This is a genomic window from Pseudomonas sp. A2 (assembly GCF_023100865.1).
In the GTDB taxonomy this organism is placed as follows: Bacteria; Pseudomonadota; Gammaproteobacteria; order Pseudomonadales; family Pseudomonadaceae; genus Aquipseudomonas; species Aquipseudomonas asiatica.
This window is the reverse complement of sequence record NZ_CP039127.1, coordinates 3,654,054-3,671,465: the sequence shown is the minus strand read 5'-3', so window position 1 is coordinate 3,671,465 and position 17,412 is coordinate 3,654,054. Positions and strand designations below refer to the sequence as shown.

Genomic DNA, 17,412 nt, shown 5'->3' with positions numbered 1-17,412 from the left:
TATGAACGAGTGATAGGCCTCTATTCGTTCGTATTCAAGCCTTGAGGTGGTATTTGTTGCGAGATCGTTATGCTTCTACCTTTTTGGAATGATGGTGTGCGCTGGAAAAGCGCAAAAAATAGCTCGTTTATGTATTCCTCCTTGTTGTCTACTTCATCTAAAGGTATTTCGTGCGGTATTAGATCTCGCCAGTAATCTTCGTAGCTCCGCATAGAGATTACGTGCTCGAGGCAATCTGAAATATTTTTAGCGGCATTTGGTCCAAATGTTTTCAATAGTGTACTCATTAGTTGAAAGAGTCTAGTCCTGTCTTTCTTGTTATTTATTTCGAAGTTGCTAATTTCCTCGTCTGTCATCGAGATTAGTGGATAATACAAATAGTGAATGTAGTTTATGTTTGCGATTTTCATTAGAGTTTTGGGTACGCTGTTAGTAGTTGGTTGTTTTTGCGAACTATGACGGCTCTTGAGGTCTCTTCACGATTACCGCCACCCGCACGGTAACCCTCGCCAATAATGCGATTCATATTTAGCATGGTGCTGTTGCTTCCAGTAGAATTCATCTTGGCGTTGCCGCGTTGTATTGCATCCAGTTGATCAATGTTGCTCAAGAAACGTGTCGAGTCTGTCGGTTTTGGGTTTTTGATACAGGGGCAATCAGGTGGTATGCCTGTGAGCGCTCGATGCTCTTGTTGAGCCAATGTAGTTCCTGCGCCGTGTCGAGAATTAGCGTGTCCTCCTCCTTTACTATCAATCTCTTGAAGTATAGCTCCAGCGCGTCTGTTTGCTCTGTTGCCTGCCAAGCCAAACGGATCTATCCATTCGATAGGGTTTGAGGCATATGCGTAAGTGTTTAGTCCGCCAATAAAACTAATGGGATCTCTAACAATAAAACGACCAATTTCAGGTGCGTAATACCGATACCGGTTATAATGCAGCCCCGTCTCAACATCCCAATACTGCCCCTGAAAGCGTAGCGGATTACGAATCTCCGCCCACTTCGCCCCGTCACTCCGCTGCTCCTCCGCCAAACCCCAGGCCTTGTACCTCCCGCTCCAGGCAATCTCCCCATCTTCACCGGTCAACTCCATCGGCGTCCCTAGCTGATCGCACTGGTACCAAGCCATTGCATCAAACGCTTTCGGCATCGGCTTATGCAGCCACACCGGATCCTTGTCGATGTCATACGGGAACACATACACCGGCTGGCGCAACAACTCGACGACATGGTTGGACACCGCCTGTGCCACCGGCACAAAGGTCCCGGGCTCGAACACATAGTGAGTGGTGTGGCCTTTGCCTTCCCGGTCCCGGCACTCGAATGCCAGCGTGTCGCCTTCCCACACATACCAGGTGTACCCACAACCCAACTCTTCATCCCGCTGCCGCCGGGCATTCTGGTTCCACACCGGGCCGGCCTGCGGTCGGTCGCGGTACTTGGCGCGTGAGTGCTTGTACAACCGCCGCCCGAGCGCGTCGTAGGCAAAGGTGACAATCAGTCGGTCATCCTCGTACCGCCGCAGGCGGTTGTAGAGGTCCCAGTCAAAGTGGCCTTTCTTGCTGCCCGTGGTGCGCTCCGCCAGGTTGCCGCGTTCGTCATAGCGGTATTGCGTGCCGCAGTAGCTGCGCAGTACGTTGTCGTTGATCCGCCGGGGTGAGTGTGGGTTGGGGCCGGGCGGGGCTTGTGGGTCGAGCAGGTTGCTCGCCGGGTCGAAGGCGAAGAGCTCTTTCTTGTCGAAATCGCCCGCTTCCAGCAGGCGGCCGACCGGGTCGTAACGGTAATAGGTGTCACCACGGTTCAGGTCATCCACTCGGGTTAGCTGGCCGCTGAGGTCGTACTCGTAGTCGCGCACCGCGATGCGCCGGGTGGCGCCGCGTCGGGCCAGGGTCTGCTGCTGCAACTGGCCATTCGGGGTCCAGGTCTGGCGTTGAACCAGGCCGTTGCCTTGCTCGCGGCCAATTTCCCGATGCAGGTCGTCGCGCTGGTAGCTGAGCAGTTCGTGCTCGTCGAGCTTGAGGCTGAGCAAGTGGCCGCTGCCATAGGTGAGCCAACTGACCCGGTGGCCATCAGGGCGGGTGGTCGCGATGCGCAGGTTGAGGGCGTCGTACTCATGCTTGAAGACAGCGACCTTCGCTTCCTTCATGTACTTGAAGTGCTGGTGCTCGCGGGTGTTGTTGCCCGCCAGGTCGTAGAACCACTGCAGCTTGCAGGCCTCGTTCTCGGCAAGTAGCAGGTTGCCGTTGCCGTCGTAGGCGAAGGTTTCGCTTTCCCACTCCTTGCCACCGCGCTGGCCTGCATGGCTTTTCACCAGGCGGCCCATGGCGTCGTATTCGAAGCGGGTGATGCGGTCGCCATCGATGCGGCGGGTGGGCTGGTTGCTGCTTTGATCGTAGAGGTAATCGGTGACCTGCTTGTCGAAGCCGGTCTCCATGATCAATCGCCCGGCCGGGTCGTACTTGAAGCTGGCCTCGCTGTTGTTCTCGTTGCGCAGGCGCAGCAACTGGCCGAGCTTGTTCCAGTGGTAGGTTAGGGTGCTGTCGTCGGGGTTGTGGCGTTGGCGAATCAGGCCGGCCTCGTTGTAGGCCCAGGCGGTACGACGGTTCAACGCGTCGGTATAGCTGAGCAGGCGGCCTTCGGCATCGTGTTCGAAGCGGTCCTGGGTCTTGTCGGGGTATACCAGGCGGGTCAGTTGACCGGCCTGGTACTGATACTCGGTGGTTTCCCCCGCTGCGTTGATCGCCTTGCTCAGTTGCCCGAACCCGTCGTACTTCCACAGCGTGGTCTTGCCCGAGCAATCGGTGTAGCTGGCCAGCTGGCCTTCGCGGGTGTAGCCGAGCTTCTTCTCGCCACCGTTGGCGTCGATGATGGAGATGGGCAGGTTATCGCTGTTGTAGGTGTACTGGGTCTTGTTCTCCAGCGGGTCGAGCGTTTCGATGATGTTGCCGCGCTGGTCGTAGTCGTACTTCCACAGGCCGCCCTCGGCGTCGCAGGTCTTGAAGCGCTGGTCGAGGTCGTCATAGGCGTGGTGCACCGCGGAGCCATCGGGGCGGGTGTGCTGCAGCAAGTTGCTGCGCTCGTCGTAGACATAGCGGTCGATACTGCCGTCGGTGTGCACATGCTGGATGACGTTCTTGGCATCGTCGCGGAACAGCCACTCTTCGTTGCTGTCCGGGTAGATGATGCGGTAGGTGTAGCCGAGGTAGTCGTAGTAGTGGCGGGTTTCCTGGCCAAGCGCATCTGTGACGGTGGTCAGGCGGATATGCTTGTTCCATTTCAGGCGCGTGTCGAAGCTGCCGTCATCCGCCCATTCGCGCACGGCTTTCGCGTCCGGGCCTTCGCCCTGCCATTCAAGGCTGGTACCCCGCCCGGTGCGGTCGGTGTAGCGCGTGACCAGGTGGTGCTGGTACTGGTAGGTCCACTGCGCCCCGTGTTCATCGCGTGCCGCGCGAAGGTCGCCCTGGTCGTCATGGTCGTAGCTGGCCAGCTGTCGGGTTTGCCGGCCGTCCCGCATCAGCCAGAGTGCCTTGATGCGCCCATGTTCATCGAGCTGGGTATGCACATGCTGGTGCTGGTCTTCATCCTGGTAGGTGACCAGGTCGGAGAGCACTGCCTTGCCGGCATGCTGGTGCTCGTAATGCAGCGCGATGCGCGCGCCGCCGCGCCGGATGATGCCGACCAGGCGGAAGTGATCGCCGACGCGCTGGTAGTGTTCCTGGCGCTGGTGGCCGTGTGCCAGGCTCAGGTGGTTTTCGTCGACCCGGATGAGTACCGTCTTCTCTACCGGGTCGTAATGCGGCTTGCCAACCTTGGGCAGGGCGTAGCTGTGGGTGCGGCCATCGTCGGCGTGGTACAGCACACCCTCGTCAACCACATCGAAGCGCATCGAGAATGGCGTGATCCAGCGGGCACCGAACTCGCTGTCATCGTAGGCGTCCAGGCTGGAACGGTAGGTGCGTGCCCAGGCGACAGGAAACACGCCTGGCAGGTTGAAGTCGACATGCACCAGGGTTTCGGTACCGCGTGCATAGCTGATGCTCTTGCTGGTGCCGGGGCAGGTGCCGTTCAGGTCGCAGCGTGGGTCGTTTTTAGGTCGGGCCTCGTTGCGGGTGGCTTCCACGCGGCTTTCGGTGCCCTTGTCCTTTGCCACACCCGAGCCGTGCGCCGGGGTATTGGCCGATACCCGGCGCGCGGGTTTGCGCTTGCGCAGGCCTGCGTTGAGCTGGGCGAGGAGCCAGGCAATGCTGTTTTGCGTGGCCGGGTTGGCCAGGGCGGTCAGCATCTGCCGGATCAGCTGGGCCAGGCCCCTGAGCACATTGGTGTGTGGCTGGACGAGCTTCAAGACCCAGCCAGTGTTGCCCGCTGCAGCTTTGTACCCCTCGGTCGCACCGTACTGAACCGCACCAGCGGTGGCGCTGATGACCGCTTCGGCCCGGGTCAGCAGGTCCCAGAGGGACGGTTCTTCGATGGGGGCGTAGATTGCCTTTGCGCTGTTGATGATCGCCTTGCGCTGCTGGGTAGTGTCGATCTCGCCCTTGGCGATGCGCTCGATGGCATCCGCCAGGCTGTTGAGTGTCTGGAAGCCGGTGTTGGCGGCATTGTTCAAGATGCCAGGCAGTTCGGTTTCGGCCCGCTCGACGAAGGTTTCGATTTCGCCCATCAGCGTGGCACTGAGGTGGCCGACCATGATGTTCATGACGGCTTGGGCAAAGTCACCTTTGTTTTTTTTCAGTTGCTGTCGGGCCAGGAACAGCACCGGGCGCAACGTCATCCGTGCGGCTGCCATGGTCGGCGGGACGGGTACTACGCCGATCAGGTTGATGCCCAGGCTTACCCAGTCCAGCGGGTCATTCGAGCCGGTCTTGACCAGATGGATGATGTCGCCCAAGGCGTCGAACAAGGCGACGATGTTGCCCACCACCGGCACTGCACCGGCCCAGGCCTTGACGGTGGCCAGGTCGATGGTGTTGCCGCTGAGTTCCAGCAGCCAGGCGTTTACCGTGGCTTCACCCTGGGCGATATCCTGAGCGACCAGGTTGTTCAACGGGACCAGTGCGATTTCGCGTTCTTCGATTTCTTTCTTTTCTTGTGGGGTCATCGTTTCAATTCCCTTCCCGGATGAGTGAGGTAGCCAAGGCACTGGCAGTGCCAAGCCGGGAAGGGGGAGGTGCCGAGGGGGCGATGGCGTCGAGCGGGGCCTTGAACGCTTGTGCCGCATGCTTCGCGAGGTTTTCGGTGCCTTGCAGGGCGGAAGGTAGCGTCAGCGCTGCAGCCGGGCCTGAAAAGTCCTTACTCAGGTTGCCGAAGTAGCTGCCGGCTACCCATGGGTCGGCTGGGTCTTTCTCGAAATCAACGGCAGTGGGGCCCGGGCTTACAGCTGCTACCGCCGCAAAGCCTTGTTCGTCCAGCGTGCCTTTGAGGACCTGGCCCAGCGCGTCCTCTACCTGGTACCCGGAGCCTTTCAAGGGGCGGTTGTTGGCATAGTTGCGGAAAAGGTCGAGGTTGCCTTTGTCGGTTTTGGGAGCGTCCGGGAACGTGGCCGTCTGGCTTTGTGCACTTTTGTAGAAGAAGCCGGTCGCGTGCGCGGTGTACTGGCCAGCGGTGGCATGCAGGATTCCCCCTGCGGTGTAGGTGGTACTGCTGCCGCCCCCCTGGATGACCAGTTCTTCCTTGGCGCTGAGGGTGATGCGTTCGGCGGTGACGCTGACCTTGAGCTTGGCCAGCAGGTTGATGTTGTCCTTGAGCGCCTTCAGGTCGATGTCGCCGGTGGCCGCGACCAGTCGCCAGCCCATGCTCTGGACGAACTGGCGTACCCCTCGGCTGGCACTGATCAGCAGGCGCTTGCCGATGGCCAGGCTGGTGTGGCCACCCGTGCTCAGGCCCAGATGTTCGCCGCTGGCGATATGGGTGGATTCCGGGGTGGTGGTCGCAATGCCGGTCGGGCTGGCGAGCACCAGCTGCGGGTCGGCCAGTTCCGGAAACCGGTTGGCTTCAGGGTTGCCACCGTAGCCGCAGATGGCGTCGTGCTGTGCCTTGAGCGCTTCACCGACCTCATCCTGATCGCCACCTTCCTGGGCCAGGTGGTCGCGGGCGACCCTGGCGAAGGTGGTGTGGTACTGCTGTGCGGTCTGCAGGCGTTCGGCGGTTTCGGCCAGGTCGGTGTGGTGCTGGACGGCGCGGGCGCGCAGCTCGGTGGTCAGCAGCAGCCCGCCGCCTGCGCGGATCACCCCGTGGGTATCGGTGCGCAGCTCGAAACCTTGCCCACGGGGCTGGCCACCGAAGTGACGCGGATGGGTCAGGTAACCCAGGTGCAGCGCGGTGTGGTCGTGGTCACTCATCAGCGCCGCGCTGATCTGCCCGGTGGTGTCGTCCAGGCGTAGTTCGTTATGCCGCTTGCCTTGGTGCTCCTTGCTGCGGATCGGACTCAACGCCTTGAACTCGGGCAGGCGATACGGCGGGCGGTTGACGATGTGGTAGCTACGCCCGGTGATCATCGGTTGGTCAGGGTCGCCGTCGAGGAAACTGACCACCACTTCCTGGCCAATGCGGGGTATGGCCATATGGCCCCAGGTGGCACCGGCCCAGGCCTGGGTCACCCGCACCCAGCACGAGCTCTTGTCGTCGTCCTGGCCCAGGCGGTCCCAGGGGAACTGCACGCGCACGCGGCCGTGCTCGTCGCAGTAGATTTCCTCGCCGGGCGGGCCGACCACCTTGGCCATCTGCGGGCCGTCGATCACGGGCTTGGGGCACGCAGGGGCATGCCATTCGACCCGGGCTGGAATCAAGGTGGCGGTGAGGGTGTAGGAGGTGCCGACTTCGGCGTCGGCAGCATCCTCTTCCAGCGCTGTGAACTGCTGCCCCTTGTGCGTGATCTGCATCGGCCGCCAGAGGATGTTCAGGTCCTCACGGGCATGGCCGGCCAGCTGGAAGGCAATGCCCGGCTGCAGGCGCGCGTCGTCGCCTTTGACCTGGGCCACCCGGGCATCGCCGAACAAGGCGTTGATACGGGTCTGGGTAAACGGCTTGCCGGCGTTGTCGTGCTTGTAGCGGCCGGGGTAGTCGTAGCGCTCGTACTCGTTGCCCTGGTTGCCCATGTCCCTGGGGTACAGGGTGTGTTCCAGGTTGTAGCGCGGGTGGGTGAAGGTGTAGTCGCGCTGGACCTGGATACTGGTGCGTACCTGCTCGCGATAGCGGAAGTCATGCAGGCAGGGCTGGCGCGCCATGCCACCCCGGTTGGCCACGTACAACACCGGGTCGCCTTCCAGGCTGCCGAACTGGCTGATCTGGTCCGCCTGGACCACGCCATGGCTGCCTTGGCTGTGCTCGAAGACCGAGATCAGGCCTTCTTCTGCCGATAGCCGCCAGAAGAAATTCAGGTCCAGATCACCGGCCTGTACGCAGAACTCACGCGTCTGGTGCGGGTTGACCAGGTACTGGGTCAGCGTTCCCCATCGGCGCTCGCGGAACAGTTCTTCGAGCAACTGCGGCACGGGGCGGTGCTGGAAGATGCGCCAGTCCGACTGCAGGCCGGCGCGGGCCAGCTGCGGTTCGACAATGGCGCGGTAGCGGGTGCGGCGGTGGCCGGTCTTGCCCTGTTCGAAGCTGCTGATCAGGCCATGCACGTGACGCACCGGTTGCTCCTGCTGCCAGATGGTCAGCAGCGCGGGGTGGTCGAGCAGGGTGGCGAAGTCGGCATCGTCGGCGAAACTCACCAGTTCGACTTCCAGGCGATACAACTGGCTGACGCCTTCGGTCAGCTCGAATGACACGACATCAAACTGAATGGCTTCGTCGGCTGGGGTGCTGAAGGTAAAGCGCACATCATTCAGGTTGCTCATGCGTACTCCTGCGGTTCGTCCCATCGGGCAGGTTCATGAAACCGGACGCGTCATAGGACGCGAGGCATTAGTTGTGCTCACGACCGTAATGAGGAATCCGTTCCTGGTCGTGAAAGTTGCTTCCTACAAACTTGTAGGAAGTTTCGCTAAATGCAGGATCTATCTTGTTTCGGGCAAAGTTTTACTTGCTGCGCCCATCGGCACAGTGACTGTTGCGTCATGTCAGTTCGAGGTTGTCGAGTTCATGGCTGCAGCATCGCCTGCAGTGATGCAAATACTTGCTGGGTAATGCTGTCAAGTTTGGTGGCGAAGTAGAAATACAGGCCTGTGCAGAACACGCCCATCACGGCCCAGGGCGTCCACCAGGGCAGTTGGCGGCTCATGCGGTAATGCCGGGGCGCGACATTGGCCAGCGGGTCGGTCAGGGGTTGCGATTCGGCTTCGGGGCCATGCAGTTCAACGATCCGGTCATGGACCCGCTTGAGCCAGGCGGCCAGTTGCTCATCGCCATTGGTCTGGTTGGCGTACTTGCCGCGGTAGCCCAGTGCCAGGCACCAGAACAGGAACACAAACAGGTCGTAGCGCTGTTCGGGGGCTTCCAGCAAGCGTTCGAGCACGCTGAAGAATTTCTCGCCGCCCCAGGTTTCCTGATGGATGGCGCTGAGCAAGGATTGGGCCTTCCAGGACGAGTCGCGCCCCCAGGACGTAGTCATCACGGCTTCATCGACCACGCAACACAAGCAGTAGGAAAACACCACGCGGTCGCCTTCGTCACAGTGTTCAAGCTGGCGTACCTGCTCGACCATGCCGTGGATCATGTTCTTGACGTGGGCATGCAACTGCTCGACGTGGTCATAGTGTTCGGTGCCTTCCAGGCGGATGACCAGGCCGAACAGGGGAGAGGCGATGTCGAAGAGGGGGAATGTGGTGTTCGAGCGGGTGTCGAACCCCAGCGCGTCGACATGAGGGAACAGTTCGCTGAGTGGGGGAGCGGTGCGGGCGTCTACCCGGGTGTTCTCGAAGTCTTTCTCGGGCGCGTTGTTCATGCTCGGACCTCCTGGTCACATCACCGGCTGCCGCCCGGTCCGGGCGGGCCATAGCTGGCGGGTTGCGTTGGCGGTGTTGATGATCTGCAGTTGATGGAAGGAGTTGCCGTTGGCGTACAACGTCATGAAGTGGGACAGCACGTTGCCAAACAGCTGCACCTCACCCTCGCATTCGAAGCCGGCAGGGTCGATGTGCAGAGTGGTGCGCATGCCCCGAACCGGCACGCCCTTGACCAGCCAATCGCATGGCTCGTTGTCCACCTGTCTGATGGCGTCGAGGCGCTGGGTGGTATTGCGCTCCTGCTGCAGGTCATGGGCGGCGACAAAGTCGTAAACCCGCAGTACCGCGGCAAGGGTTGCAGGAGAAGACAGCGACAGGTTGTTCAGCGCAAGGTTGGAGACCAGCGCCCAGTGGCGTTCACCTTGGCCACCGCTCTGCAGCATCGGCGGGTAGCTGCGGGTGGGGCGGGTGAGGTTGCGATAGGTGACGAACGAGGGGGTGTCCTGGGTGGTCACATCGATTTCGCCAACCCTGAGCTGCTGCGCAAGGGGCCCGTTGCTGCAGGTAAGGTCGATGTTCAGTTCTTCGTGCAGGCCAAGGTAGGGCGCAAGGTTGTGATGCACCAGGCGTATCCTGTGTTGCACCTTGTCATTGACGGGTTCCTGCTCGATGTCCAGCTTGTAGTAGCGGGCGGGCGTCGGCTCGGCCAACGGGAAGTCGCGGTCCAGGGCCTCGAAGGGTTTGAAGTCCTGTACGTGATCGCTGGATTTCTGGCGTTGGCTGCTGACCCGATCAATGCTGAAAATTTCACCTTTCTTGCCGCCCTGGCGCCCCATTCGCACGGTTTCACACAGCGCCTGCCCATTCAACGGGATGGGCTCTGCCGTACAACTGAACAGGTTGATGGCAGGGATGCAGTTGAGCAGGATCGTTGTCTGGTCGATCTGTATGTCGGGCGGGAGGGGCGCACTGAAACCGAACTCCAGCTGGATATGAACGGCGGCCTCGTCAGGCCAGTAGCTGCCTAGCCCGTCGATGCGAAACCCATGAAAGCGCTCCGGGAAGCAGAAGAATTCGTGCAGGATGCGGTAGCCATCCATCTGCTCGCCGGGGCTGGGCAGCAGCGCTTCATTTGCCTCGAAACCGACGAAGGCCACTGAGGGGGGGAGCGCAAAGCGGTGCTGGCCGATATGCAGATCAAGCTTGTTCAGGTGCCGCGCCAGCCACTGGTAGAGGGTGAGTGCATTGCGTTTACTGCCAGCCAGATGAAACCGCAGCTGGTCGCACTTCATCTGCCGCAGCGGCTGCTCGGACAAGGCGCCCAGGTCGATGCGCACTACCGGTGCTTCGGCACTGGGTTGCGTGGTGATGCTGCGAATTTCCAGCGGCGCGATAGCCAGGTCCACGCAGGTGCGGAACTCGCAGCTCACGCCGTCAACGGCGCGGCTGAACACAGGGGTGCCTTTGGGCAGCACCTGGGTCTCGCTCAGCGCGTGGTCGACAGGCTGGAACTGCATCAGTGTCATGCTCGGCAGCGGGCGCAGAAAATTGGGGTAGAGCAGCTGCAGCAACGGGTGGGTCAGCTCGGGCAGATGGTCTTCGATCTTCATGACCAGGCGAGCGGTCAGGAAGGCGAAGTGTTCCATCAGGTACTCGCTGGCCGGGTCCGAGGCGGTGCGACCGAGGACAGGCGCCAGACGCGGGTCGTCCTCGACAAAGTCGTCACCCAGTTCCCGTAGGGTCTGCTGCTCCTGCATGAACCAGTCTTTGAACTTCATGTTTATCGCGTTGGACGCTCTATCTGGTGGCATGTGCCGGGGTTGATGAAAAGTGCGCATGGCTTATTTGTAGGAAAGTTCCCACAAGTTGCTGGGCTGTTAACTTTCCTGAAGCAAGTGCTTTTTATTTCATAATTCAGGTAAGTCGCCGGCGTCTGCAAGAAAAGTGTTAGCTGGTATTTCTTGCTTGATATCATTGAATAGTGTTTTTCAATGCTGCTACTGTTTTTGCCAGTGTGCACTGTGAGGTGCCTTAAATCATTCGGATATGCAGTCGGTAAGGTTTGCCGCTATGAAAGTGAACAAGGACAGTCTGCTGCGCGGTGTATTGCTGGTGCAGCGTCAGGCAATGCCGGTAGTTGTTGGTGTGGTACTGCTCGGCGTTGCTGCCGCAGTGGTCTGGCTATGGTGGTTGGGGCCTGAATGGCGTTGGCGTGAGCAGCAACCGTTGGTTGACCTGCCGGTGCGGATTGCGGCAACCGTGCTGCTGGTGATGCTGCCATTGCTGGCATGGAGCGCGTGGGTGCATCGGCGCAACCGCTCGATCGTACGCGAACAGCAACGGCAGCGGCGCGAAGTGGAAGACCCGTGCCTGGTGTATCTGCAGGCCCAGCAGCGCTCCCTCGACAGCAGCCTGGCCCGCTTGCGCGACAGCCAAGGTGGCCGCGGGCACCGTTACGATGTGCCGTGGTACCTCATCCTTGGCGAACAGAATGCGGGCAAGTCGAGCTTCGTCAGCCGTTCGGATCAGCGTTTTGCACTCGCCCGCACCGATGGCGCCACCCAGCGGGCCAGCACGGATCCGGACCTGGCTTTTGGCATCGACTGGTGGGTAGGTGACGACGCGGTGCTGATCGATCCGCCGGGCGAGTTCATCAGCCAGCCTGAGCGCCCGGCGCGTGTGGTCAAGCCCATCAAGGAGGAGGGGGGCGATAACAACACGCTGCCAGCAGTGCAGGAGGCTGCACTGACGGCGAGAGCACCGGCCGAGCCCACAGGCCTGCCGGCGAGCGTCGAGCAACGCCTGTGGCGGCACATGATTGGCTGGCTTGCCCAGAACCGCAGCCGACGGCCACTCAATGGCGTGGTCTTGCTGGTGGATATGGTCAACCTGTTCGGGCGATCGGCGAAGGCGCGACGTGACCTGGCCTTCATGCTGCGCGCGCGCCTGACGGAGCTGGGCGGTGAGCTGGGTACGCGCTTGCCGCTGTACGTGGTGATGAGCAAGTTCGACTTGCTGGACGGTTTCGAGGAACTGTTCGCCGCGCTCCCGGCCCGTGAGCGGGAAGAGGTGCAGGGCTTTACCTTCACGCTGGGTTCGGTAAAGGACTTCGATGCCTGGCTGCAGGAGCTGGAGGGAGCCTATCAGGGCTTCCTGGGGCGCCTCGCCAGGCAACTGATGAGCGCTACCGTGGGCGCGCCTGGCACCACGGGCAAGAGCGCCTGCTCGCTGCTTCGGGAGCTGAGCGGGGCGCAGGAGATGTTGCTGAATTTCCTTGGTGATGTACTGGTCAGTGACCGCTACAGCACCCCACCCCTGGTGCGTGGCCTGTACTTTTCCTCGGTCTACCAGCGAGGCGAAGTGCGCAACCTGCTTGCGGATGCTTCTGCCCGCGCCTTTGCCTTCGCTACCCCGGCTTTGTCGACCAAGCCGCAAGGCACCTCCGTGGTGTATTTCGCGCAGCGGCTGTTGCGACGCGTGGTCTACCCCGAGGCCGGCCTGGCGGGCGACAACCGCAAGGTCGCCCGGCGCAAGGGCCGCCTGTTGAAGGGCGGCGCCGTGGCGGCGAGTGTGTGCGGGTTGGCCATGGCCGGTGGTTGGGCGTACTTCTACAGCGTCAACCGCGACAAGGCGGAGCAGGTACTGGAGAAAAGCCTTGCGTTCAGCAACACCAGCACGGAAGCCAAGGATGATTTGACCGGGCGCAGCCTGCTGCTGCCGTTGAATGAGATCCGTGATGCCGTGAGCCTGTACGGCGATTATCGCTCTGGTTGGAGCGTGTTCACGGATATGGGGCTGTACCAGGGCAAAGCCATTGGCCCGCAAGTGGACCAGGCGTACCTGAATGCCCTGGCCCAGCGCTTTCTACCGGTGATTGCGGGCGGCGTGGCAGCGTCTGTCAAGCAAGCCGCCCCCGGTAGCGACGAGCAGTTGGCGGCATTGCGCGTGTATCGCATGATCGAGGATCGCGGTAATCGTCGGGCGGAGATGGTCGAGCAATGGATGGCTCGCGAGTGGCAAAGAGCGTATCCGGGCCAGGGCCAGCTGCAGGCCGCGCTGATGCGCCACCTCAGGTACGCTTTGGCCTACGCAGATGTCGAGCTGCCGGAGTATCGGAAGGTCGTTGTCCAAGCGCAGCAGCAGTTGCGCAAGTTGCCGCTGGCCGAGCGTGTCTACATCGGCTTGAGGCAGCAGGCTCGGGAGCAATTGCACGGTGAGCTGGATTTGCGCAACGAGATCGGCCCAGCGTTCGATATCGTCTACAGGCCACTGGCCGAGCGCGATCACCAGGCGACCGTCGACGCCAATTTGTCCCTGCCACCTTTGCTGACGGCGACGGGCTTTCGCGACTATTTCGACCAGCATAGCCAGAACGTGGCCGACCTCGCCCTGGTCGACCAGTGGGTGCTAGGAGAGCGGCGTAGCCTCGACTACTCCGACATGGACCGCCAGGCCCTGGCGGAGCGTCTGCGAGCCCTGTACAGCGCCGACTACATCGACAGTTGGCGGCGTGTGCTGAACCAGTTTTCGGTTGCCGAATTCAGCGATCTTGCGCATGCCTTGGGTGTTCTGGAACAAGTCAGCGGCCCGGCAGCGCCAATACGCCGGCTGCTGGAAACCGTGCGCAGCAATACGCTGATCTATCCGCAGGCCGCGGACAGCGAGAAGGAATCGAACGCCGATCCGCAGGTTCGCATGCAGGCCATGGGCATCTATCGGTCTTTCGCGGGGCTTTCGGGGATGCTCGACGTGCGGGGTGACAAACCGTCCTACCATGACGAAACACTCCAGGCGATCAGCGCTGTACATGACTACCTGAAGGCGGTGCAGGACAGCCCTGACCGGGGCAAGGCCGCCCTGGCGCTAGTGTTGAGCCGTTTTTCGGAAACGGCGCCCGACCCCATTCGCAACCTTCAGCGCATTGCCACGGGCCTGCCGGAACCCCTCAATCGGCATGTTCGCCAGCTGGCGGAGCAGACTTCGCAGGTGTTGATGGTCATGGCGTTACGGGAGCTGGAGCAGCGTTGGGATGCCGAGGTTTACAGCGTCTACCAGGAGCGACTGGCCTCACGCTATCCCATCGACCCGGCCGGGCCGGATGTGTCGCTCAAGGATTTTGAAGCCTTCTTTGGCCCGCAAGGCCAGCTCAAGCGCTTCCAGGACCAGTACCTTGCGGTGTTTCTCGAAGACAACCTCGATGCGCTGTACTCCCGTGCGGATGAAGGTTACCTGGTCCGCCCCGAAGTCATGGTGCAGCTCAAGCAGGCTGAAGCCATACGCAACGCGTTTTTCGACAATCGCGGGGAGCTGAACGTGAGCTTTGGCCTGGAGCCTTTGGCGATCAGCGGTGGCTTGCGCGGCAGCGTCTTCGACCTGGATGGGCAGCTGCATGCGTTTGCGGACCGGGGCAAGGAGCCGATCGGCATGACCTGGCCGGGCCCTGCCGGGGAGAGTGGGCATAGCCGTGTCACCCTGGTGCAGGTTGCGGGTACCACTGTCAGCCTGGGCTATCACGGCCCCTGGTCGCTCTACCGCCTGCTCAGCCGCGGTGGGCTGAATGCCCGTACATCCACCAGTATCGATCTCGCTTTCATGATTGCCGGCGATACGGCGCGCTACAAGGTTCACACCCCGGGCGCAAACAACCCCTTCACCCGCCAGCTCTTTGCAGGGTTCGCCCTGCCGCAGCGGTTGTTGCGTGACGGCACGGCCAGCGAAGTGGCCGGGCGATAGGGCACGGCGCAGGCCACCCAAGAATCCCGATACCAGTGGCCTGGGTCGGGATTCGTTGTCTGTTTGTTCCGGTGCCTGGTCCGGCCTTCACAGGATGCTCATTTTTTTATTGGACGGATCATTTGTCACGGCGGTATTCACTGTCTTGCCTGAGTTCAACGGCGTTGTTCTCGAAGTGAACGTGTACGGTATGGTTGTAACCGCGTGCCTGGATGCGTACTGCATCTTTCCAGCGGCCCTTGGGGTTATCGCCCAGGCGAGCAACGACGGCGATGTAGCGGGTGCGCTCGTTGATTTCTTCGTGTTCGATGAACTTGAACTGGCCAGGGGTCAGACGGTAGTCATCGACGCTGATCAGCGTGGTGCCCAGCGCTTTATCCAGGTCTTCTTCGACTTGCTCATAAGTGGCATCCAGCAACAACGAATCGTCCCGGAGCTGAAGTACCTTGAAAACGATGGATGACGGGGCCTGTTGCTGTGGTTGCAGGTCGAGTTCCTCAGGCAAAGCAGTTTGGGGCGTTGCGTAACTGGCCAATGCCGCAGGCGCCTTCGGCCCGACGATGGCTTGCTCGCCCTCGACAGAAGTGGGGTAGTTGCGGTGCAGCTGCTCCGCCAGTGAGCTCAGCTTGTCAGTCAGCTCGACAGGACTTGTGGCGCTGAGGTTGGCCGCCAGCTGTTCCGGGTGGTCATGCAGCGGTACGTGTGTGCCTGAATCTGTCGGTTCGAGGCTGACAGGCGCAGGCGGGTCTGCGGCGTAGAGGCTTAGTGCCAGGTGGCTGATGTCATTGTTGGGGCCACCGACAGGCAGAGCCGGATCCATCGCCACCTGGTAGATCTTGCTGATCGAAGTACAGCCACTGATCGCCAGGCAGGCCAGTAGCAAACCTACAGGCTTGTTCATTGCACCTCCTTGCCGAAGATTTCGACTATGGCCGGGTCAACCCGGGCTTGTGCGGCCCTGTCCAGATACGCCAACGGATCAAGCTCATCCACGGGACCAGGCATTGAGGCCCGGAAAAATCCGGCGATATCCGTTATCGGTACGCCAAGTACCTGCAGCGGGCACATCTGCTGATCAACCCCCAGCTCGGAGAGCGGGTCCCTGCCGGTATGCGGCTGCGGCTCTTCCTCGTGCTCGCCCAGGTGTATGGCAATCTGGTAGTCACCCAGCTGCAGTCTGTCGTTGTGCCTGAGGCGGACAGGCGTACCCGAAAGCAACTGGGTGTCACTGCCATTCATGAAACTCTTGCCGCTGTGGTCAACGATGCAGAAATGGCCTTCATGCCAGCTGATTTCGCAGTGCACCGGCAGGATGCGAACGCCGCGATCATGCAGGCGCCAGGCACCTTGACTGCCGATGGAGCCGCCAGCCCGATCGAAGCGATGCCGCGGTTCGCTGCCGTGCAAGAGTTTTTCCGGGTTGAGGACGGTGAGCGTGACGCTGGAGGAGAGAACATTTGTACTCATGTGCGTACCGTGATGCGAACAGGGGGAGGCGTGGGGTCATTGCGGTTGGCGATGAAGCTTGTCCAACCCAGGTGGGTGCCATGCTCGGCCCGTAGGCTGAAGGGAGGGGCTTGCTCGGCGCACATGCGTAACTCCAGGTCATAGGCCCCGACATCACGGAGCAGAAAATCCACCAGCCGCGCCAGCTTCTGGTAGTTGTCACCGCTGGGCAGGAATTGGCGGAACTGTTGCTGATCCAGGCCTGCGATCACAATGGTGAACTTGCTGCTGCGTGACTCGACGCTGTCGCCAACCAGGAAGTTGTTGCCGAGTTGGTAGTTTCTGCCCCCCAGGCAGTTGCGTTGGGAAGTGGGAATCGAGACGGTGCGCTTTTCGAATTCGCGGATGGCAACCTGCTGGAGGTCGAAGCAATGCGCGATCATGCCGGCTACCATGCCGGGGGAGCGGCTGCGGCTGGCGATCATTCCCACGAAACTGAGCAAGCGGCTCCAGGGCAGCGGCGTAGCGCCGCGTAGTGCTGAGTCGTCCAGGCCGATCAGGGCGAAGACATAGCGGGAGAAACCGTCCTTCGCGCCCGGTTGGAAGCGTACGTAGTAGCGGTACTTGCGCCACGCTTGATGGAGCAGGGTATGAAGGCGATGGTTGAAGAAATTGAGGAAAGCCGGGCGTAAACCGATGCCGTGTGCGTTTTCGTAGGCGATCTCGTCAAGGTAGTAAGTGGGCAGTGGCGAGTCTGTGCCATGCAGGCCCAGAAAACTTGCCTGGATGCGGTAGCGGTCGTCCGTCAAGCGATCGGCGCGCAACACGTCGGCAACAGGGAAAGACAGGCTGGGGGACACTTCCAGCCGTAATCGGCGTCGCGTCTCTCGAGCAAGTGGGCGTTGTTCCAGATCGTCGTCGTGTACGTGATACAGCAATTCCAGTAGCTGGAAATAGGCGTACTGGTGGGCGCTTTCCAAAGCGATATCGACCTGGCCAGCGGCGTGCAGAACTACTGGTTTTTCCATGGTTGAGTCTCTTGCCGTAACTAACGGGTGCAAAGTGAATGCTGATCGTAGTCGATGGTTTCTGATTCAGGTCATTGTTTTCTCGTCCGAAAGTGGATATCGACCAATAAAAAGAACTTTCTGTAGGAAGTGTCTTTTTTTATTGGTGCGGGGCTGTTTATGTTGACTTTTCGGTAAGGCTTTCAGGGGCGTGGATTTAATAAGTTCATCGAGGGTTGAAGTTGGAAACCGCTTTTCGAATAGAGCCGGAAATTGCTTTATCGAGGAAAACGACGAGTGTTCGTTCACGCCGCGATGAACCTGCTATTCCTAAGAAGACCCCT

The 17,412-nt window shown here is 60.8% G+C and carries 8 protein-coding genes; 1 reads left to right on the top strand and 7 read right to left on the bottom strand.

What is annotated here, in order from left to right:
• Positions 1-409: 409 nt before the first annotated feature.
• From E5221_RS16870 to tssF, 4 genes are all read right to left on the bottom strand, one after another.
• Positions 410-5,095: an RHS repeat-associated core domain-containing protein gene (locus E5221_RS16870; protein WP_247846033.1), complete on the bottom strand. Its 4,686-nt coding sequence runs from the start codon at positions 5,093-5,095 to the stop codon at positions 410-412.
• 4 nt (positions 5,096-5,099) lie between these two features.
• The gene (gene tssI / locus E5221_RS16865; protein ID WP_247846032.1) at positions 5,100-7,835 is read right to left on the bottom strand and encodes a type VI secretion system Vgr family protein; all 2,736 of its coding nucleotides are present in this window, start codon (positions 7,833-7,835) and stop codon (positions 5,100-5,102) included.
• Between the two features lie 242 nt (positions 7,836-8,077).
• A complete protein-coding gene (gene icmH / locus E5221_RS16860; RefSeq protein ID WP_247846031.1) occupies positions 8,078-8,881 on the bottom strand; it encodes a type IVB secretion system protein IcmH/DotU in 804 nt (267 codons plus the stop codon).
• Positions 8,882-8,896: 15 nt separating this feature from the next.
• Entirely contained in the window at positions 8,897-10,660 is a 1,764-nt protein-coding gene (gene tssF / locus E5221_RS16855; protein WP_247846030.1) for a type VI secretion system baseplate subunit TssF, read from the bottom strand.
• 292 nt (positions 10,661-10,952) lie between these two features.
• Between tssF and tssM the strand changes: the two genes are divergently transcribed.
• Positions 10,953-14,615 (top strand): type VI secretion system membrane subunit TssM, encoded by a 3,663-nt coding sequence (tssM, locus tag E5221_RS16850; protein ID WP_247846028.1) that lies wholly within the window; start codon positions 10,953-10,955, stop codon positions 14,613-14,615.
• Positions 14,616-14,733: 118 nt separating this feature from the next.
• Here the strand turns inward: tssM and tssJ are convergent, their stop codons facing one another.
• The 3 genes from tssJ to tssG are packed head-to-tail and all read right to left on the bottom strand — an operon-like array spanning position 14,734 to position 17,089.
• Positions 14,734-15,516, bottom strand: a complete 783-nt coding sequence (tssJ, locus tag E5221_RS16845; RefSeq protein WP_061551694.1) for a type VI secretion system lipoprotein TssJ — start codon at positions 15,514-15,516, stop codon at positions 14,734-14,736.
• On the bottom strand, positions 15,513-16,082 hold the full coding sequence (locus E5221_RS16840; RefSeq protein ID WP_247846027.1) for an FHA domain-containing protein: 570 nt from the start codon (positions 16,080-16,082) through the stop codon (positions 15,513-15,515). Before E5221_RS16840 ends, tssJ begins: the two co-directional genes overlap by 4 nt.
• Positions 16,079-17,089, bottom strand: a complete 1,011-nt coding sequence (gene tssG / locus E5221_RS16835) for a type VI secretion system baseplate subunit TssG (RefSeq protein ID WP_247846026.1) — start codon at positions 17,087-17,089, stop codon at positions 16,079-16,081. Before tssG ends, E5221_RS16840 begins: the two co-directional genes overlap by 4 nt.
• Between the last annotated feature and the right edge of the window lie 323 nt (positions 17,090-17,412).

Excerpts from the sequence above, each read along its gene's own strand:
- tssG (WP_247846026.1), bottom strand. The coding sequence starts at position 17,089 with ATGGAAAAACCAGTAGTTCTGCACGCCGCTGGCCAGGTCGATATCGCT.
- tssF (WP_247846030.1), bottom strand. The coding sequence starts at position 10,660 with ATGAAGTTCAAAGACTGGTTCATGCAGGAGCAGCAGACCCTACGGGAA.
- tssM (WP_247846028.1), top strand. The coding sequence starts at position 10,953 with ATGAAAGTGAACAAGGACAGTCTGCTGCGCGGTGTATTGCTGGTGCAG.
- tssJ (WP_061551694.1), bottom strand. The coding sequence starts at position 15,516 with ATGAACAAGCCTGTAGGTTTGCTACTGGCCTGCCTGGCGATCAGTGGC.
- E5221_RS16840 (WP_247846027.1), bottom strand. The coding sequence starts at position 16,082 with ATGAGTACAAATGTTCTCTCCTCCAGCGTCACGCTCACCGTCCTCAAC.
- tssI (WP_247846032.1), bottom strand. The coding sequence starts at position 7,835 with ATGAGCAACCTGAATGATGTGCGCTTTACCTTCAGCACCCCAGCCGAC.
- E5221_RS16870 (WP_247846033.1), bottom strand. The coding sequence starts at position 5,095 with ATGACCCCACAAGAAAAGAAAGAAATCGAAGAACGCGAAATCGCACTG.
- icmH (WP_247846031.1), bottom strand. The coding sequence starts at position 8,881 with ATGAACAACGCGCCCGAGAAAGACTTCGAGAACACCCGGGTAGACGCC.